General features: G+C 54.4%; 15 protein-coding genes. 3 read left to right on the forward strand and 12 right to left on the reverse strand.

Annotated features, from left to right (window positions below):
* Positions 1–41 precede the first annotated feature (41 nt).
* The 3 genes from ACFSW5_RS03875 to ACFSW5_RS03885 all read right to left on the reverse strand — a co-directional run bounded on the left by ACFSW5_RS03875 (position 42) and on the right by ACFSW5_RS03885 (position 2,986).
* Positions 42–1,001 (reverse strand): SDR family NAD(P)-dependent oxidoreductase, encoded by a 960-nt coding sequence (locus tag ACFSW5_RS03875; RefSeq protein WP_379270131.1) that lies wholly within the window; start codon positions 999–1,001, stop codon positions 42–44.
* 110 nt (positions 1,002–1,111) lie between these two features.
* Positions 1,112–1,642: a TetR/AcrR family transcriptional regulator gene (locus ACFSW5_RS03880; RefSeq protein WP_379270091.1), complete on the reverse strand. Its 531-nt coding sequence runs from the start codon at positions 1,640–1,642 to the stop codon at positions 1,112–1,114.
* Positions 1,643–1,897: 255 nt separating this feature from the next.
* Positions 1,898–2,986, reverse strand: a complete 1,089-nt coding sequence (locus tag ACFSW5_RS03885) for a glycoside hydrolase family 88/105 protein (protein WP_379270092.1) — start codon at positions 2,984–2,986, stop codon at positions 1,898–1,900.
* A 150-nt stretch (positions 2,987–3,136) separates the two neighbouring features.
* On the opposite strand from ACFSW5_RS03885, the gene ACFSW5_RS03890 reads away from it, so the two are divergent.
* Positions 3,137–3,976, forward strand: coding sequence for a helix-turn-helix domain-containing protein (locus tag ACFSW5_RS03890; RefSeq protein ID WP_379270093.1), 840 nt, complete (start codon positions 3,137–3,139; stop codon positions 3,974–3,976).
* Positions 3,977–3,987: 11 nt separating this feature from the next.
* On the opposite strand, the gene ACFSW5_RS03895 is transcribed toward ACFSW5_RS03890, so the two are convergent.
* Both ACFSW5_RS03895 and ACFSW5_RS03900 read right to left on the reverse strand, forming a co-directional pair.
* Positions 3,988–4,905: an NADP-dependent oxidoreductase gene (locus ACFSW5_RS03895; protein ID WP_379270094.1), complete on the reverse strand. Its 918-nt coding sequence runs from the start codon at positions 4,903–4,905 to the stop codon at positions 3,988–3,990.
* Between the two features lie 32 nt (positions 4,906–4,937).
* Positions 4,938–6,344 (reverse strand): MFS transporter, encoded by a 1,407-nt coding sequence (locus tag ACFSW5_RS03900; RefSeq protein WP_379270095.1) that lies wholly within the window; start codon positions 6,342–6,344, stop codon positions 4,938–4,940.
* A 180-nt stretch (positions 6,345–6,524) separates the two neighbouring features.
* Here ACFSW5_RS03900 and ACFSW5_RS03905 point away from each other — a divergent pair, with 180 nt between their 5' ends.
* Positions 6,525–7,394, forward strand: a complete 870-nt coding sequence (locus ACFSW5_RS03905) for a LysR family transcriptional regulator (protein ID WP_379270096.1) — start codon at positions 6,525–6,527, stop codon at positions 7,392–7,394.
* Between the two features lie 3 nt (positions 7,395–7,397).
* Here the strand turns inward: ACFSW5_RS03905 and ACFSW5_RS03910 are convergent, their stop codons facing one another.
* Together ACFSW5_RS03910 and ACFSW5_RS03915 are read right to left on the reverse strand one after the other, a co-directional pair.
* A complete protein-coding gene (locus tag ACFSW5_RS03910) occupies positions 7,398–9,029 on the reverse strand; it encodes an extracellular solute-binding protein (RefSeq protein WP_379270097.1) in 1,632 nt (543 codons plus the stop codon).
* Between the two features lie 53 nt (positions 9,030–9,082).
* Complete coding sequence (locus ACFSW5_RS03915) at positions 9,083–11,386, reverse strand: helix-turn-helix domain-containing protein (RefSeq protein ID WP_379270098.1); 2,304 nt, start codon at positions 11,384–11,386, stop codon at positions 9,083–9,085.
* Between the two features lie 330 nt (positions 11,387–11,716).
* Between ACFSW5_RS03915 and ACFSW5_RS03920 the strand changes: the two genes are divergently transcribed.
* Complete coding sequence (locus tag ACFSW5_RS03920) at positions 11,717–14,245, forward strand: S-layer homology domain-containing protein (protein WP_379270132.1); 2,529 nt, start codon at positions 11,717–11,719, stop codon at positions 14,243–14,245.
* Positions 14,246–14,571: 326 nt separating this feature from the next.
* On the opposite strand, the gene ACFSW5_RS03925 is transcribed toward ACFSW5_RS03920, so the two are convergent.
* The 5 genes from ACFSW5_RS03925 to ACFSW5_RS03945 form a co-directional block, all read right to left on the reverse strand.
* Positions 14,572–14,811, reverse strand: coding sequence for a hypothetical protein (locus ACFSW5_RS03925; protein ID WP_379270099.1), 240 nt, complete (start codon positions 14,809–14,811; stop codon positions 14,572–14,574).
* A gap of 275 nt (positions 14,812–15,086) precedes the next feature.
* Complete coding sequence (locus tag ACFSW5_RS03930; RefSeq protein ID WP_379270100.1) at positions 15,087–16,502, reverse strand: sulfatase-like hydrolase/transferase; 1,416 nt, start codon at positions 16,500–16,502, stop codon at positions 15,087–15,089.
* Positions 16,499–17,902 (reverse strand): sulfatase family protein, encoded by a 1,404-nt coding sequence (locus tag ACFSW5_RS03935; RefSeq protein ID WP_379270101.1) that lies wholly within the window; start codon positions 17,900–17,902, stop codon positions 16,499–16,501. The genes ACFSW5_RS03930 and ACFSW5_RS03935 overlap by 4 nt, the downstream gene beginning before the upstream one ends.
* Entirely contained in the window at positions 17,899–18,444 is a 546-nt protein-coding gene (gene cysC / locus ACFSW5_RS03940) for an adenylyl-sulfate kinase (protein ID WP_379270102.1), read from the reverse strand. Before cysC ends, ACFSW5_RS03935 begins: the two co-directional genes overlap by 4 nt.
* Before the next feature lie 30 nt (positions 18,445–18,474).
* A complete protein-coding gene (locus ACFSW5_RS03945; RefSeq protein ID WP_379270103.1) occupies positions 18,475–19,482 on the reverse strand; it encodes a Gfo/Idh/MocA family protein in 1,008 nt (335 codons plus the stop codon).
* Positions 19,483–19,497 lie beyond the last annotated feature (15 nt).

Raw genomic sequence — 19,497 nt, forward strand, 5'->3', positions numbered from 1 at the left:
TGATATTGATTGATCAATAACTTATCCCTGCATAAAAGCGGCTACCTCTTGCTCTTCTGCAATTCGCGAACGGTTGCCGCAATGCCGACCGCCGGCCTCGTAACCGGAACTTTCCCGATATAACGTTCGTATTTTTCCCCGCTTAAGCGCAGCGGCTCCTCCGTTAAATATAGCATCTCGACAACCTCCTTCATAACCGGGACAAACAGGCCGAGCAAAGACAAGCCGAATCTTCCGAGCGGGATGACCGGTTTCCGCGTACCGCTTGCTTCACGGGCGATGCGAACGATCTCATGGCCGGATATGACGTCCGAGCCGGGAATGTTCCAGTTCTGCCCGTAAGCCTGATCGCGGCCCGCCAGCTCCACGACCATGAAAGCCGCGTCCGGCAAATAGACGTATTCGCGCGGAACCTTCATATTGCCGATAAAAAAGGCCATTTTGCCCGCGGCGATCGCTTCGAGCGTGCCTCCCAAATAAGAAGCTTGATTCGCGGTCGGTCCGTAGTAATCCGGCAGCCGAACGATCATCGCGCGGGCACGATTCCATCGGTTGCTGAAAATCATCTGTTCAAATGCAAGACGAACTTTGCCTTTCTTCGTATGCGGCTGTTTGGGATGATCTTCGGTCACTTTGTCGCTCTGTCTGCGTCCGTAAGGGTAAATCCCGTCTATAGCGACGACCTTTAAGCCCAGCCGATCGGCGGCCTCCATGATCGCTTCCCCGAGCGGAATCAATTTGCTTTCCATCTCATGGTACGGAACGTTTGCGCAATGGAACATCACGTCCGCTTCTTTCGCCGCGGCTGCCACGTCATCCGGCCGGAAAGCGTCCCCGACGGCCAACGTCAAATGCGAAGGATTCCCCATCTGCTTCGCAAGGACCTCAAGCTTTTGCCGGGAGCGGCCGAACGCGATCGTAGGAACCCCCCGTTTGACTAATTCTGCCGCAATAACGGCGCCCGTTCCGCCTGTAGCTCCTACCACAATCGCTTTTTTCATCATACATCAACCTTTCCTTTGTAATTGATTGATTACTAACTTGATTTCACTATAGCATGTTGTTAGTGATTAATCAATAACTAATTTTCAAGACGACGATTTTCGCCGTATCAGTCGTCTTTCTTCATCAGTTCAGGCATATCGAGCGCCGATGAAATATTGCACAGCATGCCCCTTGCCAGAAACAGGAATGTCCGCTCCTCCGGGTTCCGGATGCCGTTCTCGCGGAAAGCGTTCAGCACGAGCAGGCGCACTTCGCGAAATCCTTTGCGCATGGCCTCCCGAATCGGTTCTTCTTGCATCGTCTGGGCCTGCATTTGCAAATAAGTTTCGTTCATATGCATAGCCAAGATGTCCTCGTACGCATCGATGAGTTGACGTTCTAACTGTTCCGGCTCCGTTGCGGCTGCAATCACCTTCCGGAAGGAGTGAATGATTCTTTCCCATGAAACCTCCAGCGCGCTCAGCAGCAAAGCTTCCTTTGTAGCAAAAAAACGAAAAACATACGGCTGCGATATTTTCGCCCGTTCCGCAACCTGTGCCGTAGTGGCGCGATAATAGCCGGTTTCCGCAAACACTTCGATCGCCGCCGAAATAATTTCCTCTTTCCGATTCACCGTCGTCTTTTCATCTCTAGCCATTTTTTATGCTCCTTTTCGATTAGTGACTAATCAATAACTTCTTAATTCGAGTATAGCTAAAATATCGGAAGGATGCAATTCACACGTTCGTATAACCGGAACTGTTCATGAGCGAAGGAACAATTAAAAATTATTTAAAGAGACAATAACGAATAACCCCCCGACCGGATTTGTGCCGGGACAGGGGGTTTTTAATTTGGCGTACGTCAATGACCTGCCGCTTGCCGCTCGGGAGGACAGCAACTGAATCGTTTTTCAAATCTCCGCCCGATTCATTTCGTCGCACATGTAGAGAAAAGCGCCGACGCCGTGCAGATCGTTTTCGCTGGTCGGCCGGGCGATGTAGTGAGCGTAATCGCCGATTCCGGTGCCGATGCAGATCTGTCCGATGATCGCGTTGCCGTCCGCATCGAACTTCACCGTATCGATCACTCCTTGATAACCCTTCCGCGCATGCTCCATATACTTGGCGTCCAGATAGCCGAGCCGGACCGCTTTGGCAATGGCATGAACATACAATGCCGTACAGGAGACTTCCCGCCAATTATCCGGCCGGTCGCCTTTGTCGACGACCTGGAACCATAATCCGGTCACGGGATCCTGATATTTCGTCAAGGCGATAAGCAAATCTTGAAGAATGCCGACCATTTCCGCTTTGTCCTTATGATTGTCGGGCAGGTAGTCGAACATCTCGAGCATGGCGACAGGGTACCAGCCGATCGCGCGGCCCCAGAACTCCGGAGCCAAGCCCGTAACGGGGTCGGCCCAACGCGCTTGCTTGGTCTCATCCCACCCGTGATACATCAGGCCGGTGACCGGGTCCTTCGTATGCCTCGCCATCAATATCGCCTGATAAGCCATCATGTCGAAATATTCGCTCTCGCCGAACGCACTCCCGAAACGGACGGCGATCGGCCCCGCCATATACAGCCCGTCCAGCCACATTTGATTCTGGCAATTTCCTTTATGCCAGAAACCGCCCGACGGGTTCGTTCTCCAGGATTTCAAGAGCGGAACAAGCGTATGCAGAGCTTTTTTATACCGTTCGTCTCCCGTTTGTTCATACAGGTTAAAGAGAAGCACGCCCGGCTGAATATCGTCCAGCTCGTCGGAGTTGTACTTCTTGATGCTGCCGTCCGCAAGAACGTGGCTGTCCACCCACCGTTTAATATATTCATAATACTTTTGTTTGCCGCTTGCTCTCCAGCATTTTTCCATACCGGATAAAAAAACGCCCTGATGGTAGTGAAAGCGGTCCGGCGGAAGCTTCTCCGGCTCAAACTTGTTCATCAGCGTGTCGCAAGCCTTTTCCGCCCATTCAAGCGGGGTCATTGCAGCAATCATCTCGTTCATTCCTCCTTTTCATTTACAAGTTTATAGTAGCACTTCAATATGTACGTTTTTTGCGGTTTTCCGCGAATTCTTCTTATATTTTGCGAGGATGGATAGAAGTCGTATAATAGAATGGATCAACAGGAGAGGATGCGGGGGGATATGACGGGAGAAGAAACGATTTTTTTCGGGAACGCCGAGGATTTCTCGGTATCCCACCGGAAGGCGCAAAGCCACCATATGCCGGCCAGCCATTTTCACAGCACGTATGAAATCTATTATTTGATGTCCGGCGAACGGGAATTTTTTATTAAGGATCGCACGCTGGTCATCAACGAAGGCGATATCGTCATCGTCGCTCCGAACGTCCTGCATCGGACGACCAATGCGCCGAAGCCGAAGCATGAGCGGTTAATCGTCAACATTCACGAGAGATATATGGCCTTGAACAGTCCTTACGCCGACATTCTGAAGCTGCTGCTCGAGAAGGAATACGTCATCGTAAAATGTTCCCTGCAGGACCGGCTGACCGTCGAGGCGCTTGCGCAAGGGATTATGAAGGAAACAATGGATAAGAAGCCCGGCTTCGAAATGTATGCCCAAACGTTGGTTATGCAGCTGCTCCTTATATGCTGCCGGCATGTGAAACAAAACAGCATGAGGCCGCCGGAATCGCCAAGCCCCATGCATGAAAGAATTTCGGAGATTGTCCGTTATATCAACAGCCATTATATGGAGGACATGTCGCTGCATTTGCTGGCGGAGAAATTTTACGTCAGTCCCTATTATTTAAGCCGTTTTTTTAAAGAAGCGACGGGCTTTACGTTCGTCGAATATTTGAACAGCGTCAGAATCAAGGAAGCGAAAAAGCTTCTGGAGCAGTCCTCCATGAAGGTGTACCATATCGCCGCAAAAGTAGGCTTCGGCAGCGTAACGCATTTCGGCCGGGTGTTTAAATCCGTTACCGGATACGCGCCGTTGCACTTTCGAAAAGGCAAGTAGCGCTCTAAAGATTAATCCACCTTCAACACGATTTTTCCGCGGCCGTGCCGGCTTTCGATTGCCCGATGCGCGTCGGCCGCCCGCTCCAGCGGGAATACCTCCCTGATATGGATGTGCAGCTTGCCTTGCGTATGCAGTTCCGCCAGCTCTGCCAGGCGGGCTGCCGAACGTTCGCCCCGGACGACGCGAAGCCCAAGCTCCTCCACAAGGTCGTAGGCATAGAAGGTGCAGATGCGCTCCCTGTTCTCGACTAATTCGACCGCCGCATACAGCCCTTCGCCTCCGGCCGTATCGAAGGCGCAATCGATTCCGTCCGGCGCGATGTTCCGAATCCGCTCGGCTAATCCTTCCTCGTACGTAACCGGGACGGCGCCGAGCGAACGGACAAAGTCATGGTTGTTCTCGCTCGCCGTGCCGATAACCGTCTTGGCCCCCCACTCCTTCGCCAGCTGTACGGCGATAGAGCCTAACGAGCCGGCGGCGCCGTTGATCAGGACGGTATCGCCCGGTGCAACGCCGATCGCCTTCAAGGCGATATAAGCGCCTTGGCCGTTGCCGGTCAATCCGCCGGCGACTTCCCAGGTCATCGTTCGGGGCTTCGCGACGATCTGATCGGTACCGGCAACCACGTATTCGGCATAGCAGTTTAGCATGGCAAATCCAAGCACTTCGTCGCCTGCGGAGAAGCCGGTTACGCCGTCCCCGACTTCGTCGATTACACCCGCGAATTCATTGCCTGGAATTTGCGGCAGTTTTACGGTCACGCCATAAGACGGCGTCCAGCCGCTGCGGATCGCGCAGTCATAATGCTGCACGCCGGCCGTTTTGACGCGCACCCGAACTTGACCCGGTCCCGCATGCGGATCCGGCACCTCCATCGCCTTCATGACTTCCGGTCCTCCAAACGAAGTAAATGCTGCAGCTCTCATTTATAGTCCTCCTTAGTTTTAGGTCAGAATGTTTAACGGTGCTGATTTGCTTCATGAACGAAGCCGCTCACTCGCCTTTTTCTCCTGCGGTCTTTTCGGCCGAACTGAAAATAATAGAACAATAAAATCAGCACATGCAAGACGGCCAGAACCAAATAAATATTGCTGTAAACGTACGCGGCCGGGCTCGTATTGACCGCATTCCAGCCGAAGCTTGCGCCCCGATCGACACTTGTGCTATAGACGCTTGCGGAAACGGCCCCGGCAATAAAGTTCAGCATCGACAAGAGTCCCATCCCTACCCCGATCTGCTCTTGCGGCAACGCCCGGGATATCGTATTCGACAGCGCGATCATCATATAGGATAGCCCCACATTGCCCAGGATCAGAAACAAAGCCATATAGGCCGGCGAGATGCCCGCAAAGGATGAAAGCAATAGGAAACAAGTCAATAACAGCGAAGAGGCCGTGTAAAAGACGTAAGGATTCCCTTTTTCATCCGCCAGCTTCCCCGCTTTCCGGCCCAGCATGGCGGTCGTGACGGCAGCCGGGACCATCGCGAAGCCGACCAGATGCGGGGCCAGATGATTGACCTGAGTTAGCAGCTGAGGGCTAAGAAAAGAAAGCGAGTAGCCGATTCCCGAGTTCAGGAATGCCATCGCAAGCACTAGCGTATAGCTTTTATTCCGTAACAGTTCGAGCCGAATGAACGGGTTCGCCGAGAAACGGATTCGGATCATAAACAAAACGAATAGAACTAGGCAGCCGATAAACGGAAGCCACGTTTCATTCGTAATCGCCAGCAGCAGCAGTGCGGCCGTTCCGGCAAGCAGTCCGCCGCCCAGCCAATCGACTTTGCCCGCTTTGCTGCGTTCGTCGTCCAAATATTTGCGATAATAGGGCAACGCGATCAATGTCAAAAGCGGAATGCAGAACAACCATCGCCAATGGACGATACTCATGAGCAACGAGGCGACAACCGGGCCGATGGCGCTGCCGATCGCCAAGCCGGTCATCGATAATCCCAAAGCTCTCCCCCTGCTCTCCGGCGGAAAATAACGAACCGGGATAATGCCGCTCGTTGCCGGAATGACCGCCGCCCCCGCCGCCTGCAAGATTCGGCCGAGCAGAACCATCCAGTAAGCTTGCGCAGCCAGGCCGATCATCGAACCGACGGAAAAAAAGATCAAGCCGAACGTCAGCAAATCTTTCAGCTTGTAGATGTCGGCAAGTTTCCCGTAGATGACCGTTCCAATGGCATAGATTAATAAAAACGCTGACGTGACCCAGCTCACTTGAGCGAAAGTAAGCTGAAATTCCGCACGAATTTCGGGCAAAACGATATTAAACATCGTCGCACTCATGACGGAGACGACTAGCGTGAATGCGAGAACTCGAATGAGGCGTTCTCCTGTTTGCCGCTCGGCGCCGCTTTCCATTTTTTTCATCCTGCTTTCTGTAAGCTTCATTCTGAAGAGTCATGTAATTGAGGCAAGGGCTTCTTCCCGGGAAGGCTTACATTACTCTTGCATAGTTTTATTTTATTGCGGATAATCAATATATAAAAATATATCTTGTTATATGTAATTCATTCCCTTGAGTATATAAGGAGGCCAAAGATGGAGCTGCTGCAGCTTCAATACTTCCGAACGGTTGCCAAATTGGAACATATGTCCAAAGCGGCGGAACAACTGCGTATCGCCCAACCGGCTCTCAGCAAGACGATCGCCCGGCTGGAGAAAAATCTGGGCGTGCCGCTGTTCGACCGGGAAGGCAGGCAAATTCGGCTCAATACGTTCGGCAAGGCGTTTTTGAATAAAGTGGAGGCGGCGCTTGCGCTCTTGGAAGAGGGGCAAAAGGAAGTAGCCGATCTCGCCGGCTTGGAGCAAGGAAGCATTCACTTAGCGACGTCTTCTCTCGATCGTTTGTCGGAACCGCTGAACGCTTTCGTTTCTCTGCATCCGAATGTTCATTTCCGGATCACGCAAGCGTCTATGAACGAGATGGCCCGTCTCATCGAAGCCGGCGAAGTGGATTTTTGTTTTACTCCTTTGCCTATGCCGAGACCGGATTTCAGCTCGATGTCCGTCCTGTACGAGGATGTTTATCTGGCCGTTCCGCCCGGGCATCGATTATCGGGACGCCGGAGCGTCCGTTTAAACGAAGTGGCTCATGAACCGTTTATCGGTTATAAAGAAGGCTTCCATTTTCAAATCATGAATGAGGAATTTTTGCGCGCGGCGGGAATATCGCCGAGCTTCATCTGCAGAGTGGACGACGCACCCTCCATCGCCAAGCTTGTCTCCGCCGGACTTGGGGTTGCGCTCGTCGGCAATTGCGGTGGCCCGAATTCCCCGCTTCATCTGCTGTCGATCGAATCTCCGGATTGCAAGCGCCATTTCCAAATCGTATGGCATAACAAGCGTTACCTGTCGAAAGCCGCCCGTTCTTTCATCGATTATGTGTTCGAGTACTTTAACCGAAAATAATATTTACTTCGCGGCATGCCGGCTATACCATTCATTGGCTTCCTGAAGCACCTCCGTGCCGCCGGCCGCCATAAACTCGCTCACGAATTCGTCGAAATACTCCAAAGGCTTATCGCCTGTAATGATAGAGATATAAGCTTTGTTTCTGAGCTTTATTAATTCGGGTCCGTATTTGATTAACGAAGGGGTCGCCACCTCCAGCGCATTGTAGATGCCGTCCTGATCCAGCCTCAAGGTTGCGGCCCATTTCTCCCTTTTTTCCGTAGGCATAAGCGGAACGGTCATGCCTAGTCCGGTACCGATCGTGTTCTGATAGCTGAACGTCTTGTCGTAAGGAGGAAGCACAATCACATCTTCCTTGAAGGCGCCGGCCCACTGCCAGTGCGTTCCCTGGATGCCGTACTTCATCGAAGCGGCTTCATCCGGGTCGGGATTGGCGCTCACATAGTCAAGAATTTGAAGGATCGTCTCCATCTTGCCCGGCACTTTGGCGGCTTCGGCTCCGATGGCCGTGAAGCTCATCAGCATGTCATAGGCTTTGGAGCCCCGTTTGCCGTCCGGTCCGCAAAAGGGCCTGCCGAACACGATTCGGGCGCTTGGGTTGATAGCGGTTAATTCCTTCGCGTTAAACGTCGCTTCGACGGGAGTCTCCTCGCCGTTCGAATTCCATATGAAATAATCCCCGTCTTGAATCCAATGATAGTAATTTCCCATGGAGGTCATACCGATCGTTCCTAGAATAAAGGAATGGGAAAGATGCTTGTAGCCTCCCTTGTTCTCCCCGGTAATAAACTCCGGATCGATGACGCCGTCCCGATACCACTTTACAAGATACTTCAGCGCCTCCTTCATCTCCGGCTGCAAGGCGCCTACGACCAGCTTCCGGTTCTTAACGCCAAAATAGAGCTGGTCGGCGAAAACAATTTGCCCGAAGGCGCCGAAGACGACGTTCATTCCTTCGCTGGACAGTCCATAAGTATCTTTTACGCCGTTGCCGTCCGGATCCTCATTCGCGAACGCATAGATGACCTTTTCGAATTCGGCCAGCGTGTTGGGCACCGGCAGGCCGAGATGATCCAGCCAATCTTTGCGGTAAACGACGGGGATCCGATAAATATTCGTCGGATTAATGACCGGGATGCCGTAATATTTTCCGTCGATTTTGCCGTAATCCTGATAGGCGGGCGCGTTGTCCCGGATCGCTTTCATAATGTTCGGAGCGTACTTATCCAGCATCTCCTCCGGAATTTCGGCAAGCACGCCTTGCTGTTGATATTTAAGAAGATCCTGGGGCTGTCTGACCCTGAACAAATCGGGAATCGAGCCTTGAGCCAGCTTCATGTCCAGGAGCGCTTCATATTTATTGTTCTCCAGATTCCAGAACAGCAAATTAACATTAAATTTCTGTTCCACGTACCGAACCATCTCCGCATCCTCGGAGACAGGAAGGTTCTGATGCATGGTCCACGAGATATCGTACCGAGGAGCGCCGGAAGCCGCCGGGATCTGCGAGGGCTCCGCTTCGGAGGCGGACATCGGGATCCCCGCACAGCCGCTCACTGTACCTAACGCCGTTGCAACCGTAACTAATGCACACATGCCGCGCCATACGCAACGTAATTTCTTTTTTTCCATGCGGCAACCTCCCTCCTAAAACTATCGCTCCCGCTTTCGTCAAGCCGAAGCGGCTACGCCTGCTTTGCGATGCTGCGCAAGTAATTCCCCGGCGTACATCCGTGCATTTCCTTGAACTTCTTAATAAAATATGCCGCCGTTGCGTAGCCGACCGTATTCGCGATTTGCTCGACCGTCATGTTGTTTTTCTCAAGCAACGCTTTAGCCCTCTCCATTCGCTGGCCAGTGACATAATCCGTATAGGTGACGCCCATCTCTTCCTTAAATAGCTTGCTTAAATATTTGGGACTGAGAAACACCTTCGCCGAAACCGCCTCAAGGGACAAATCCTCCGAGAGATGGTCGCGGATGTATTGCTTGGCCTCTTCAATGCTGGACACCGCCCGTTCGCTGTTCCGATTCTCCATATGCGCGATGAACGATGTTGCCGAATCCACCAGCCACGCTTGAAAAGCCCGGATGTTGTGCAGCCCGGCGAACTGGTTATACAAATCCGGATTCTCCTGCCCGGGGTGCTTATATCGAACGCTCTTCAAATAATCGGAATAAACGAACACGATATTTCCGAGGATAAAACGGCAATGATCGGCCGAATACATGCCTTCCCGCATCGCCGCGACCAGCTGTTCGACAGCCGCCGCAAGCTCCTGCGGCTGCCGGGCGTTCAATTTATCTTTAAACTTCGCCAGAACGGCTTGCGGGATTTCATCCGGGCTCCTATCCCGATCGAGCAGCTTGCGATCTTTCAGAATGGAGGTCTCCGGCAGGAAATAAGCATATTTCATTAAGGTTTGGGCCTCGTTGTAGCTCTTGTGAACATCGGTCATCTCCTCCACCCATGACCCCCATGAGATTTGGACATCCAAGCGCAGCTGTTCCTTCCCCTCCGATATGACAAATCGGGATATTTGTTCCAGAAGCTCCTCGCTTTCTCGATTCGCGCAAACAATGACGACAACCTTCCGATCCGGTAGCGCTTCGGCAATCATGCGGCAATCCGGCAGGGATACGGCTTCCAATTGGTTGATGATCCGGTACACCGCATACTGCATATTCCTGGAGCTTAACCGGGCCAAAGCTTCGCTTGAATCCAGAATCAAGCAGCAGTAGCGTTTATATACGCTCGAAAACCCCAAAAAATGGCGCTCTTCCGCCCATTCCTCGGGCGTATAGCAATTGCCGAGCAGATTGAGGACGGCATTATGCTTAATAACCGAGCTATTGGCCTCCAGCGTCTCTTCCAGACTGTTGACTTTATCTCTTAGCTTGACGAAAGCGGTATCGATCAGACCGAACTCGTTGGTGCCATGTTCGGGAGCATGGTCCAACAGGCCTCTTATTTTGGCCGTCAACCGCTTGATCGGGCTGTAATTCGCCTTGGCCAGAATGCCGGACAACACGAGGCCGATCAGAATAGCCAGCAAGCAGACGCCCAGGATCAGCTTCTGTATGAAAATCGACTTTTCATAGAAAGAGCCGGAAGTAACGACGCTGTAGATTTTCCACCCGGTCGACGGAAGCGTCTGATAGGAAACGACATGGGTATTCCTATCGATCGTACCGTTATAACTGCCGGCCGCATCCATGATCAAACGTGCGTCATCGCTGCTCCGGGAAGCTAATTTTTCCTTATCCGCATCCGATATCGCATGACCGGAACGATTCAGAATAAACGTATTTTCATATTGCATGGGCATCATATTGCGAATAATTTCTCTTATCGCGCTTTCCTTCACGTCAATCGCAATAATGACGTCGCTTCTCTCGCCCGACGCTTGGAACGGATAGCTATGGGCGTAAGTGATCAAGGCATCGCGTCCGCCTTCGGTCAAGTTGGAGTAAATATCTTGCGGAACCAATCGAGTCGACGTCCATAGACTGCTCTGCTTATTGTTTCGCATCCCGTCGATCCAGTCCGCCATATAAGCCATTCGGCTGTCCTGGTCCGCATTGTATTTCAGTCCGTAGAGCGACGATAACATGACATTTTGTCCGGGATAATACAGATGCACCGCTTGCAGGACGTCCGAGTTGCCGATGACCTCCGATTTAAGCAATTCTTGCAGGTCAACCGCCTTGCTATGATTGTTTTGAAAGGAAGCGTCGGCAAACAGCCGTACATTGACGCTTTTGTTGAGCGAAATATCCAAATATACTTGCTGGGCTTTTTGGAGCACTGCCGTTTCTATCGTTTGCGCGGTGTTCTCCAGAATCAACTGATTTCGGTTTCGCAGCTCCTCCTTATAATTGCCCGAGAAATAAATATAGAAGATCGAGCAGAGCAGGAGCACGATAACGAGCACAATGGATATATAGGAAATAGCCAGATTAGCAAATACGGAATTCCATTTTTTCATACCGTTCCCCCTCCCTCTAAACGTTTCCCCGATTGTCGTTCTCCATTATCCTGCATGTTTATTAAACGGATGTAAAACGGCACCCGCCTTTTATTAGGCGAGTGTAAAATAGGTGATCACTTCCTCCCAAACTGCTATAAAGGGGAAATTGTTATATTGATGCATTGCGTGCCCCGATGCTACATTGAGACCGATTCCGGTCCCTTCGGCAGAGGAGGCGCAAGCGTTACAAGCCGCTTACTCCTTCGCAGGATCGGATCAAGATAACCAAAAGATAGGAGTAGATTCGATTTGAAAGACAAATCCAAGTACAAGCTGTTATCGGCTGCGATGGGCGCGCTGCTGCTGCTTAATCCCGCTGCCGGCAATATCGCCATGGCGGCGCCGGCGGAAGCCTCAATCGAGCTGCCCGAAGCTCCGGCGTGGGGACATTTTGTCGATAGCTACAAGAACAACACCTCCGTTAATATGGATGTCTATTCCAACCCGGCGATCGGCGTATTGTCCGGGTTCCTGGATCTGTGGAAGCCGGGATCGTCGTGGGACAACGGCACCAAGCTGAACAGCGAAGTGCTCGACTACAATATCCAATATGTGGCCGATCTGGCCGAGTCCCGCACGGAGGAAGAGGAGATCGCGGCTTATTACGACGACCGCCGCAACCAAACCTACGGAGCCGCCGACGGACTCGGTTCGCTGGCGGATGTGTACCGCGAGAAATCCGGGACGTACACGACCATTACGAGCATCCCGGACGATGCCACGACGGTGAAATACAGCGACGGCAACGGTGCCAACAAAGGCGGCAATTCCGACTCCGAGCTCGGCAAGATGGTCGATCTGATCGGCACGCTGCGCGGCAACTACGCTTCGACCAACCCGGCCAAAAACTATTACAGCTATATGCGTCCATGGCGGTGGCTAGACGAATCGGTCATCGTGCCTACGCTGGTTCCTGCCAGAAGCTCCACTCCGGCTACGGACGGCGGCTTCCCGAGCGGACATACGAACGCTTCGTATCTCGCCTCGCTGGCCCTCGCCTATGCGGTGCCAGAACGGTTTCAGGAGCTGCTGACTCGGGCCTCCGAGATGGGCAACAGCCGGATCGTCGCCGGCATGCACTCGCCGCTCGACGTCATGGGCGGACGCGTCATGGCTACGGCGCTGGCAGCCGCTACTCTGGCGGATCCGGATAATGCCGAGCTGAAGAAGGCCGCATACGACCAGGCTCATGACATCCTGTTGAAAGAAACCGGCACCGCGGAAGACCGCTTCAGCGATTACGAGAAAAACAAAGAGGAATTTACCGAGCGCTTGACCTACGGCTTTGCGCCGATCGCTTCCACAACGAAACCTATGGTCGTGCCGAAAGGCGCCGAGGTGCTGCTGGAAACCCGCCAGCCTTACTTGAGCGCGGAGCAGCGCCGCGAGGTTCTGGCGACGACCGGCCTGCCGTCCGGCTATCCGGTGCTCGACGATCCGGAAGGATGGGGACGTCTGAACCTGTTTGCTGCCGCAGACGGTTACGGCGCCTTCAACGACGACGTTACCGTGACGATGGATGCCTATAAAGGCGGATTCCATGCAGCCGATAGCTGGCGGAACGATATTTCCGGCACGGGCAAGCTGACGAAGGAAGGAACCGGCACCTTGACGCTGCTCGGCAGCAACACCTATTCCGGAGGCACCGAGCTTAACGCCGGTACGCTCGAGGGCGGCTCGGCCACGGCCTTCGGCAGCGGCGACGTGCTCAACAACGGCGGAACGCTTACGGAGAATGTGACAGGAAAGTGGATCATTGGCGGAAGCTTCACCCAAGCCGCCGAAGGTACTCTGGAGCTGAATGTGGCAAGCTCGGACGATGTGCTTGAAGCTCGCGGAGAAGTCCATGCGAACGGTACATTGGAAGTGAATTTCACTGATGATTACAAGCCGGGCAAGGGAACGATCACCCTGATCAGCCATGACGGGAATGAGCGGACCGGACAATTCGTGGATGTCGAGATTAACGGCTTGCCAAGCTCGTACAAGGCTCGGGTAGTATACCAATCCGATAAAATTCTATTGAAGGTAACTTCGTCGTCGGACTCCAGCTCTGATTCGGATTCCGATTCCGACGATTCGGATTCGGATTCCAACTCCGATTCCGGCTCTGATTCTTCAAACGATACGGATAACAATGGAACGGAGGGCCCGCAGGCGCCGGAAACCGGTGTGAATCCGTTCCAATCGAACGCGGTCAGCCGGGATGAGGTGTTAAAAGCAGTAAACGACGCCATCGCCGCAACGAATGGCGGGGACCAATCGTTCAGCGATATCGGCGATCACTGGGGCGGCGACTTCATTGCGAAAGCAGTGAAACTGGGCATCATAACGGGATACGAGAATGATACGTTCCGTCCGAACGCGTCTGTCACCAGAGCGGAGTTCGCCGCCATGATTGCCCGTGCATTCGCGCTGGAACCGCAGCCGGCCTCGGCCGACTTCAACGATACCGGTTCGAATTGGGCCGCCGGTTATATCGGCGCTTTGGCGGACAAGGAAATTATAAACGGTTATGCGGACGGCAGCTTTAAACCGAATAAACCGGTCTCCCGTGCCGAGATGGTCGCAATCATTGCCCGCGTGCTCAATCTTGACGCGCTAGCGACCGGCGAACCGGCAAGCTTTACGGACGTGAGCGGCGACTATTGGGCAGCAAATGCGATTGAGCAGGCGTCTTCGGCCGGTCTCGTGCAAGGTACGACCGATTCTTCGTACGCGCCTAATCGCCCGACTACCCGCGCTGAAGCGGTGACGCTCATCATCCGGGCTCTGGAGAGCGACAGCTCGATCAAGGCGTTAATTGAAAGGTTGTAGAAGTTTCTTAAAATAAAGAGCGAAACGGCTCACGTAACGACGAGCCGTTTCGCTCTTTGCCATTCTTGTCACCCCATAAAAAAGAAACATAGCAGATAAATAACTGCCTCTAGCTGTCTAGTCAACATTCAGATCGCAAGCAGCATATTCGTGTTGTAAAATTATTCTATATTGAAATGCGCTTTCAGAATCAATACATCATGAACCATCGTTTGCGGACCCCTCCGCATTTCATCAAGTAACATTCGCCAAACACAAAAAGCGCCCTACGCTGAAGGCGCCTTTTGTATTCGGATTACGGATGATCGTCGTCCGAATCGAAGCCGCTACTTGAGCACCTCGATCGTCCCTTCCGTCATCCTGAAATAACCGTTTTTGACAAAGGATAAAATGCGGCTTACGCTGATTCCGGTCAGGTTTGAAACTTCAAGCACGATCGTATCCGGATAAGCCACTACAACGTCGCGAATTTTATGATACATTTCTTCGCAGCTTTTGCACATGTTATGATAATTCGTTTTCTCGTGAAGGTTTCCGCAAAAGGCGCAAATATGATAGTTTCCCATAATGTCTCCTTACGTTTCGGCAGCCTTTATTTCCTATATCGGAATAGGTCGTACGGTTTATTATACTATATTTCTTCGCCGCCGCTACGCAAAAGCAGGATAATGTTGGGATTAAAGCGCCGTCCGAGGAGACTTACGGCACACGTTGCTTCGTCTAAAAGTCCGGTTCCTTCGCAATCTCGCGTTTCGTCCGTTCCTCGCCGCCCATGGCCAGGCCAAATCTCGGCGCGGTTGACGTTTGCTCGTAGGCGGGTTAAAGATCGGCTTTCGGCGTATCAATACTTTTCTCCCTCCAACAGCTGCCGCTTCAGCCAATCGTTCCGAACCATCGGGTCGCCGTCCCGCCGCAATACTTCGTATAAGCGAGTCCGCAATTCCCGTAAGATGGGGACCGCGTCCGGATCGGCAATGCGATTGCGCAGCTCGTGCGGGTCGCGGCGTAGATCGTACAATTCGTCGACGTCGGTCAAGTTCCAAACATATTTCCACTCTTTCGTGCGGATCATGCGCTGGGTGTACAGCCCGAATTGCTGCCCGTTATAGCTTGCGACGATTTCCTGCCGGGACTCATCGGGCTTCTCTTCCACCAGGAGGTTCTTAAATGATCTTCCGTGAAAATGATGGTCCTGCGGCGCAGAGAACTGACAAATGTCCAATATCGTTGGCGGCAAATCAAGCAGATGATAGATCATCTCGCTTGTGCGCCGTCCGGCCGGGATGACGCCGGGCCACCGCATCGCCAGCGGCACCCGAACGACGTCCTCGTACATGACGTAATGCTTATCCATCATCCGATGCCCGCCGCACATATCGCCATGATCCGTCGTAAAGACGACCCACGTGCTGTCCCGCAGACCAAGATCGTCCAGCTGTTTCAACAATCGCCCCACTGCATCGTCCAGCTGGCTGATGACGGCGTAATATCGGGCAACGATGGGAGCCCAGTCTTCCCAGCCGAAGGACTCGATGCCCCAGCTTCGCAGCTGCTGCCTCTGGATATACGGTTTGCCCTCGAATGTCTCTCCGAAGCTTCCCCAAGGCACCGCAGCTTCAGGACCATACATCCCTGCGAACGGCTCAGCCGGTCGGCACGGCGGATGAGGCTCTTCGAAGTTGACCCGCAGATGCCAGGGACCTTCGGACGAGGCGAGCCGGCCCAGCAGCTCGCCGGCTCTGGCCGCCGTCCAATGCGTGGACGACAGCTCCAGCGGAAGCGGATCCGTCTCGCCGAAATACCCGTTCGCATACGCGAGCTTAGGGTACCGTTCCCGAACCATAGCGCCGTGCAGGGCGCGCGTATCGATATATTCTTCGTACCCGTAAGCTAACGGATCATAGTCCGGATGGACATCCCACTTGCCGACATAACCACAGAGGTATCCGCCCTCCCGGAGCGTTCTTGTCCAGGAATACGCCGTCGGCTCCAACGAGCTCACCTTAAGACCCATCGAAGCGTTCCACAACGCGCCGAAAGCGTCGGGCCGCCGTCCGCAGACGAACGATTGCCGGGACGGGCCGCAGACGGGGATATGACAAAACGCCGCCTCGAACCACATCCCCTCGGACGCCAGCCGGTCGATATGAGGCGTTACAACGGGAACCAACCCTGCATACCCAAGGCAATCGTACCGCAGCTGATCGGCCATGATGATCAGGACGTTCGGCCGTCCTTGCCGCTCCGTCCGATTCATTGGCGGTCGCCCCCCACCGAACGAGTCTTCGCCAGCGCCTCGTCGAACAGATGGCGGCGCGGATTCCGAATCCACTCCTCCCAGCTGAGGCCGCATTGCCGCAAAATATGATCGATCCGGTTCCGAAACGGCAGTCCCGCCTTAAGCTGCACCGCCATCGGATCCGGCCTTCCGCCTAGCTCGCGCTCCACCCATTGCTCGAGCTCTTGCTCCATCCGCGCGCTAAGCTCCGGCAGATTCTCCGCCAAGTTGACCGTCTCCTCCGGATCGGCCCTCAGATCGTATAGCTCTCTCGGAGCGCGAACGTACGGCCCGGCATCATAAGTTCGAATGAATTTATGGTCGGCGGTCACGAGCCCGCGCGAAGCCTGCCAAGCGCATTCGCTCAAGTAAATCCGATCCTGCGTCCCTTCCCGTTCTCCGCGAATGATTGGCCACAAGCTCTTGCCGTCGATGGACGGAGGCGGCCGAAGTCCGGCCGCTTCCAAGACGGTCGGCATAAGATCGACCTGCTGCACGAGACCGGTCACCCTCCTCCCGGCGGGAATGACGCCCGGCCATCTCATCATGACCGGCACTCTCACCGTCGTTTCGTACAGGCCGCAATGATCCCAATAAATGCCGTGCTCGGTCATGCTTTCCCCGTGATCGCCGAACAGAACGAGCAGCGTATTCTCATACAATCCCTCCGCGATCAACAGCTCGTCGAGCTCCCGCAGCCGGTCGTCCAAATACCGCACCTCGGCGTCGTATAACGCGTCGATATACGCCGTGTCCGTCACTTCCCCCAAGCGGTCGTAATGATGATGCTTGAAGAACGGATACGCCGCATGGTTATAGGCCTCCTCCATGCTCCGGTTGGACGGATCGAACGGGTCCCGCCCTTCTTCGTAGAAGGGAGCGACATACTCCTTCGGGGGCAGGTAAGGCGTATGCGCATCCCAATAATGCAGAAACAGGAAGAAGCGTTCGCGCTTATGCTCCCGAATCCAAGGAAACGCCAGCTCGTTGACCGTGCGTCCGTCGATATGCCGCTCGTTCCCGACGGAATTGATATAATACCGGAAGCCTCTGGCGAACCATTCCTTCAGCTGGTACAAATTATCGACCGCCGCCGTCGCAACCCCCTCCGAGCGCAGGAGAGCGGGAAGCCACGGTTCGCCCTTGGGCAAATGCGTCAGCGGAGATCCGTGGGAGACGATGCCGGTATGAATGCCGAGCTTCCCGGTGAAAATGCCGGTATGCGCCGCTTCCGTCGGTATGTCGGCCGCGTACGCGCGCTCGAACAATACGCCCCCGGAGGCGATCCGGTCCATATAAGGGGACGTCGGTTTGCCGTAGCCGTAACAGCCGAGACGGGAAGCGCGCAGCGTGTCGAGCGAGACGAAAACGATATTCACACAGGTCCCCTCCATTCCAGCCCGCTACTTGATATAAGCTTGCGTATTCGCTGCATGTTCTCTTCCAGCGTGGTCCGATCCGTTCGCAATACGAGGTCGGGACATTGCGGAACCTCATAAGGATCCCCCACTCCGGTAAAATTGGCCAGCTGCGCGCTGCGGGCTTTGGCGTACAGCCCCTTCACGTCGCGCCGCTCGCATTCCTCCAGCGGGCAATCCACGTAAATTTCCGTGTATCCCGGCAGCTCGCTCCGGGCGTAATCCCGCATCGCTTGATAGGGGGTAATGGCCGACACGAGAACGATTACCCCGTTGCGCGACAACAGCTTGCTTATATAAACGATGCGGCGGATGTTTTCCATCCGGTCTTCCCTGCTGAAGCCGAGCCCTTTGGAGATGACCGCGCGCAGCACGTCGCCGTCCAGCAGCTCCGCCCGTTTGCCCTCGGACTTCAGCCTTTGCAGCAGCGCTTCGGCCGTGGTCGTCTTGCCCGCTCCCGATAACCCGGTGAACCAGAATACCGGGCTATAGTTATGTTCCATCCTATCTCCTCCCCGCACCGGTTGACCGTTTCACTGCGAGCTGCCGCGGATGTCGATCACTTTGCCCCCCGCCAGCTGGGACCGAATCGCCGCTTCGATGATTTCCTGCACGGCGAGGCCGTCGGCGCCCGAGCCTTCGATCCGGTTCGGCGGAACCTGCGCCTCTACCTCCCGAATGAACGTATCCAGACGCGCCCGGAAGGTTGCGTCGAAGCCTTGGAAACCGCCCAATACGGGATTGCGGTACGCGCGCTGCTCCTCTTGGCCGTGAGGATACAGCGTAAGCGATTCGTACACGTTATCGAGCACGAGACGTCCCCGATGTCCGGCCACCTCGCAGCTTTCGATCGGGTGCCGGTTGTCCATGTCATAGCTGCCCGTAAGATGCCCGACCGCCCCGGATTCGAATTCCAAGTTAACGGAGGCCGTCGACCAGACGATTCTTCCCGGCGCCTTCGTCATGAACGCTTGCACGCGCCGCGCCTCCCCCGCAAAATAGCGCAGCACATCGAACGAATGCGGATGGAGCGCTCTCATGTGCAGCCAGGGACTCGTTTCTTTCGGATTGCCGATCGTCAGCTTCATATTCGCGAACAGGATCGTACCGAGATCGCCCGCGTCGATCCATTCCTTCGCCTTGCGCGCCATCGGCGTAAACCGATGGTTCAGATTGCAGGCGAGCCGCACCCCTCTTTCCTTCGCGAAATCGACCATCTCCCGCGCTTCGCCGAGATCGTTGGACAGCGGCTTCTCCACAAGCACGCTTTTGCCGGCCGCGATCGCCGCCATCGCCGGGGCGTAATGATGCGATCCGTTCTCGACGCCGCCGGTCGCCACGCTGACGAGATCGATCTCCTCCCGCTCCAGCATGTCGTTCATATCATAATAGGCCTTCGCGCCGAATTCCGCCGCCGCGCGATCCGCCAGCTCCCGGTCCAAATCGCACACCGCCGCGAGCGCCGCGGAAGGATGCTCCTTATAGGTTCGGCAATGGATCCGTCCAATATGGTTCAACCCGATAACCGCCGCCTTCAACATCGCGCGTTTCCTCCC

The organism is Paenibacillus thailandensis (genome assembly GCF_042685365.1).
Classification (GTDB): Bacteria; Bacillota; Bacilli; order Paenibacillales; family Paenibacillaceae; genus Paenibacillus_AP; species Paenibacillus_AP thailandensis.

Bases quoted from the DNA above. Each gene is read 5' to 3' on its own strand.
- ACFSW5_RS03910 (WP_379270097.1), bottom strand. From the start codon at position 9,029: ATGGAAAAAAAGAAATTACGTTGCGTATGGCGCGGCATGTGTGCATTA.
- ACFSW5_RS03875 (WP_379270131.1), bottom strand. From the start codon at position 1,001: ATGAAAAAAGCGATTGTGGTAGGAGCTACAGGCGGAACGGGCGCCGTT.
- ACFSW5_RS03880 (WP_379270091.1), bottom strand. From the start codon at position 1,642: ATGGCTAGAGATGAAAAGACGACGGTGAATCGGAAAGAGGAAATTATT.
- ACFSW5_RS03900 (WP_379270095.1), bottom strand. From the start codon at position 6,344: ATGGAAAGCGGCGCCGAGCGGCAAACAGGAGAACGCCTCATTCGAGTT.
- ACFSW5_RS03930 (WP_379270100.1), bottom strand. From the start codon at position 16,502: ATGAATCGGACGGAGCGGCAAGGACGGCCGAACGTCCTGATCATCATG.
- ACFSW5_RS03885 (WP_379270092.1), bottom strand. From the start codon at position 2,986: ATGATTGCTGCAATGACCCCGCTTGAATGGGCGGAAAAGGCTTGCGAC.
- ACFSW5_RS03920 (WP_379270132.1), top strand. From the start codon at position 11,717: ATGGGCGCGCTGCTGCTGCTTAATCCCGCTGCCGGCAATATCGCCATG.
- ACFSW5_RS03925 (WP_379270099.1), bottom strand. From the start codon at position 14,811: ATGGGAAACTATCATATTTGCGCCTTTTGCGGAAACCTTCACGAGAAA.
- ACFSW5_RS03890 (WP_379270093.1), top strand. From the start codon at position 3,137: ATGACGGGAGAAGAAACGATTTTTTTCGGGAACGCCGAGGATTTCTCG.
- ACFSW5_RS03905 (WP_379270096.1), top strand. From the start codon at position 6,525: ATGGAGCTGCTGCAGCTTCAATACTTCCGAACGGTTGCCAAATTGGAA.
- cysC (WP_379270102.1), bottom strand. From the start codon at position 18,444: ATGGAACATAACTATAGCCCGGTATTCTGGTTCACCGGGTTATCGGGA.
- ACFSW5_RS03915 (WP_379270098.1), bottom strand. From the start codon at position 11,386: ATGAAAAAATGGAATTCCGTATTTGCTAATCTGGCTATTTCCTATATA.
- ACFSW5_RS03945 (WP_379270103.1), bottom strand. From the start codon at position 19,482: ATGTTGAAGGCGGCGGTTATCGGGTTGAACCATATTGGACGGATCCAT.
- ACFSW5_RS03895 (WP_379270094.1), bottom strand. From the start codon at position 4,905: ATGAGAGCTGCAGCATTTACTTCGTTTGGAGGACCGGAAGTCATGAAG.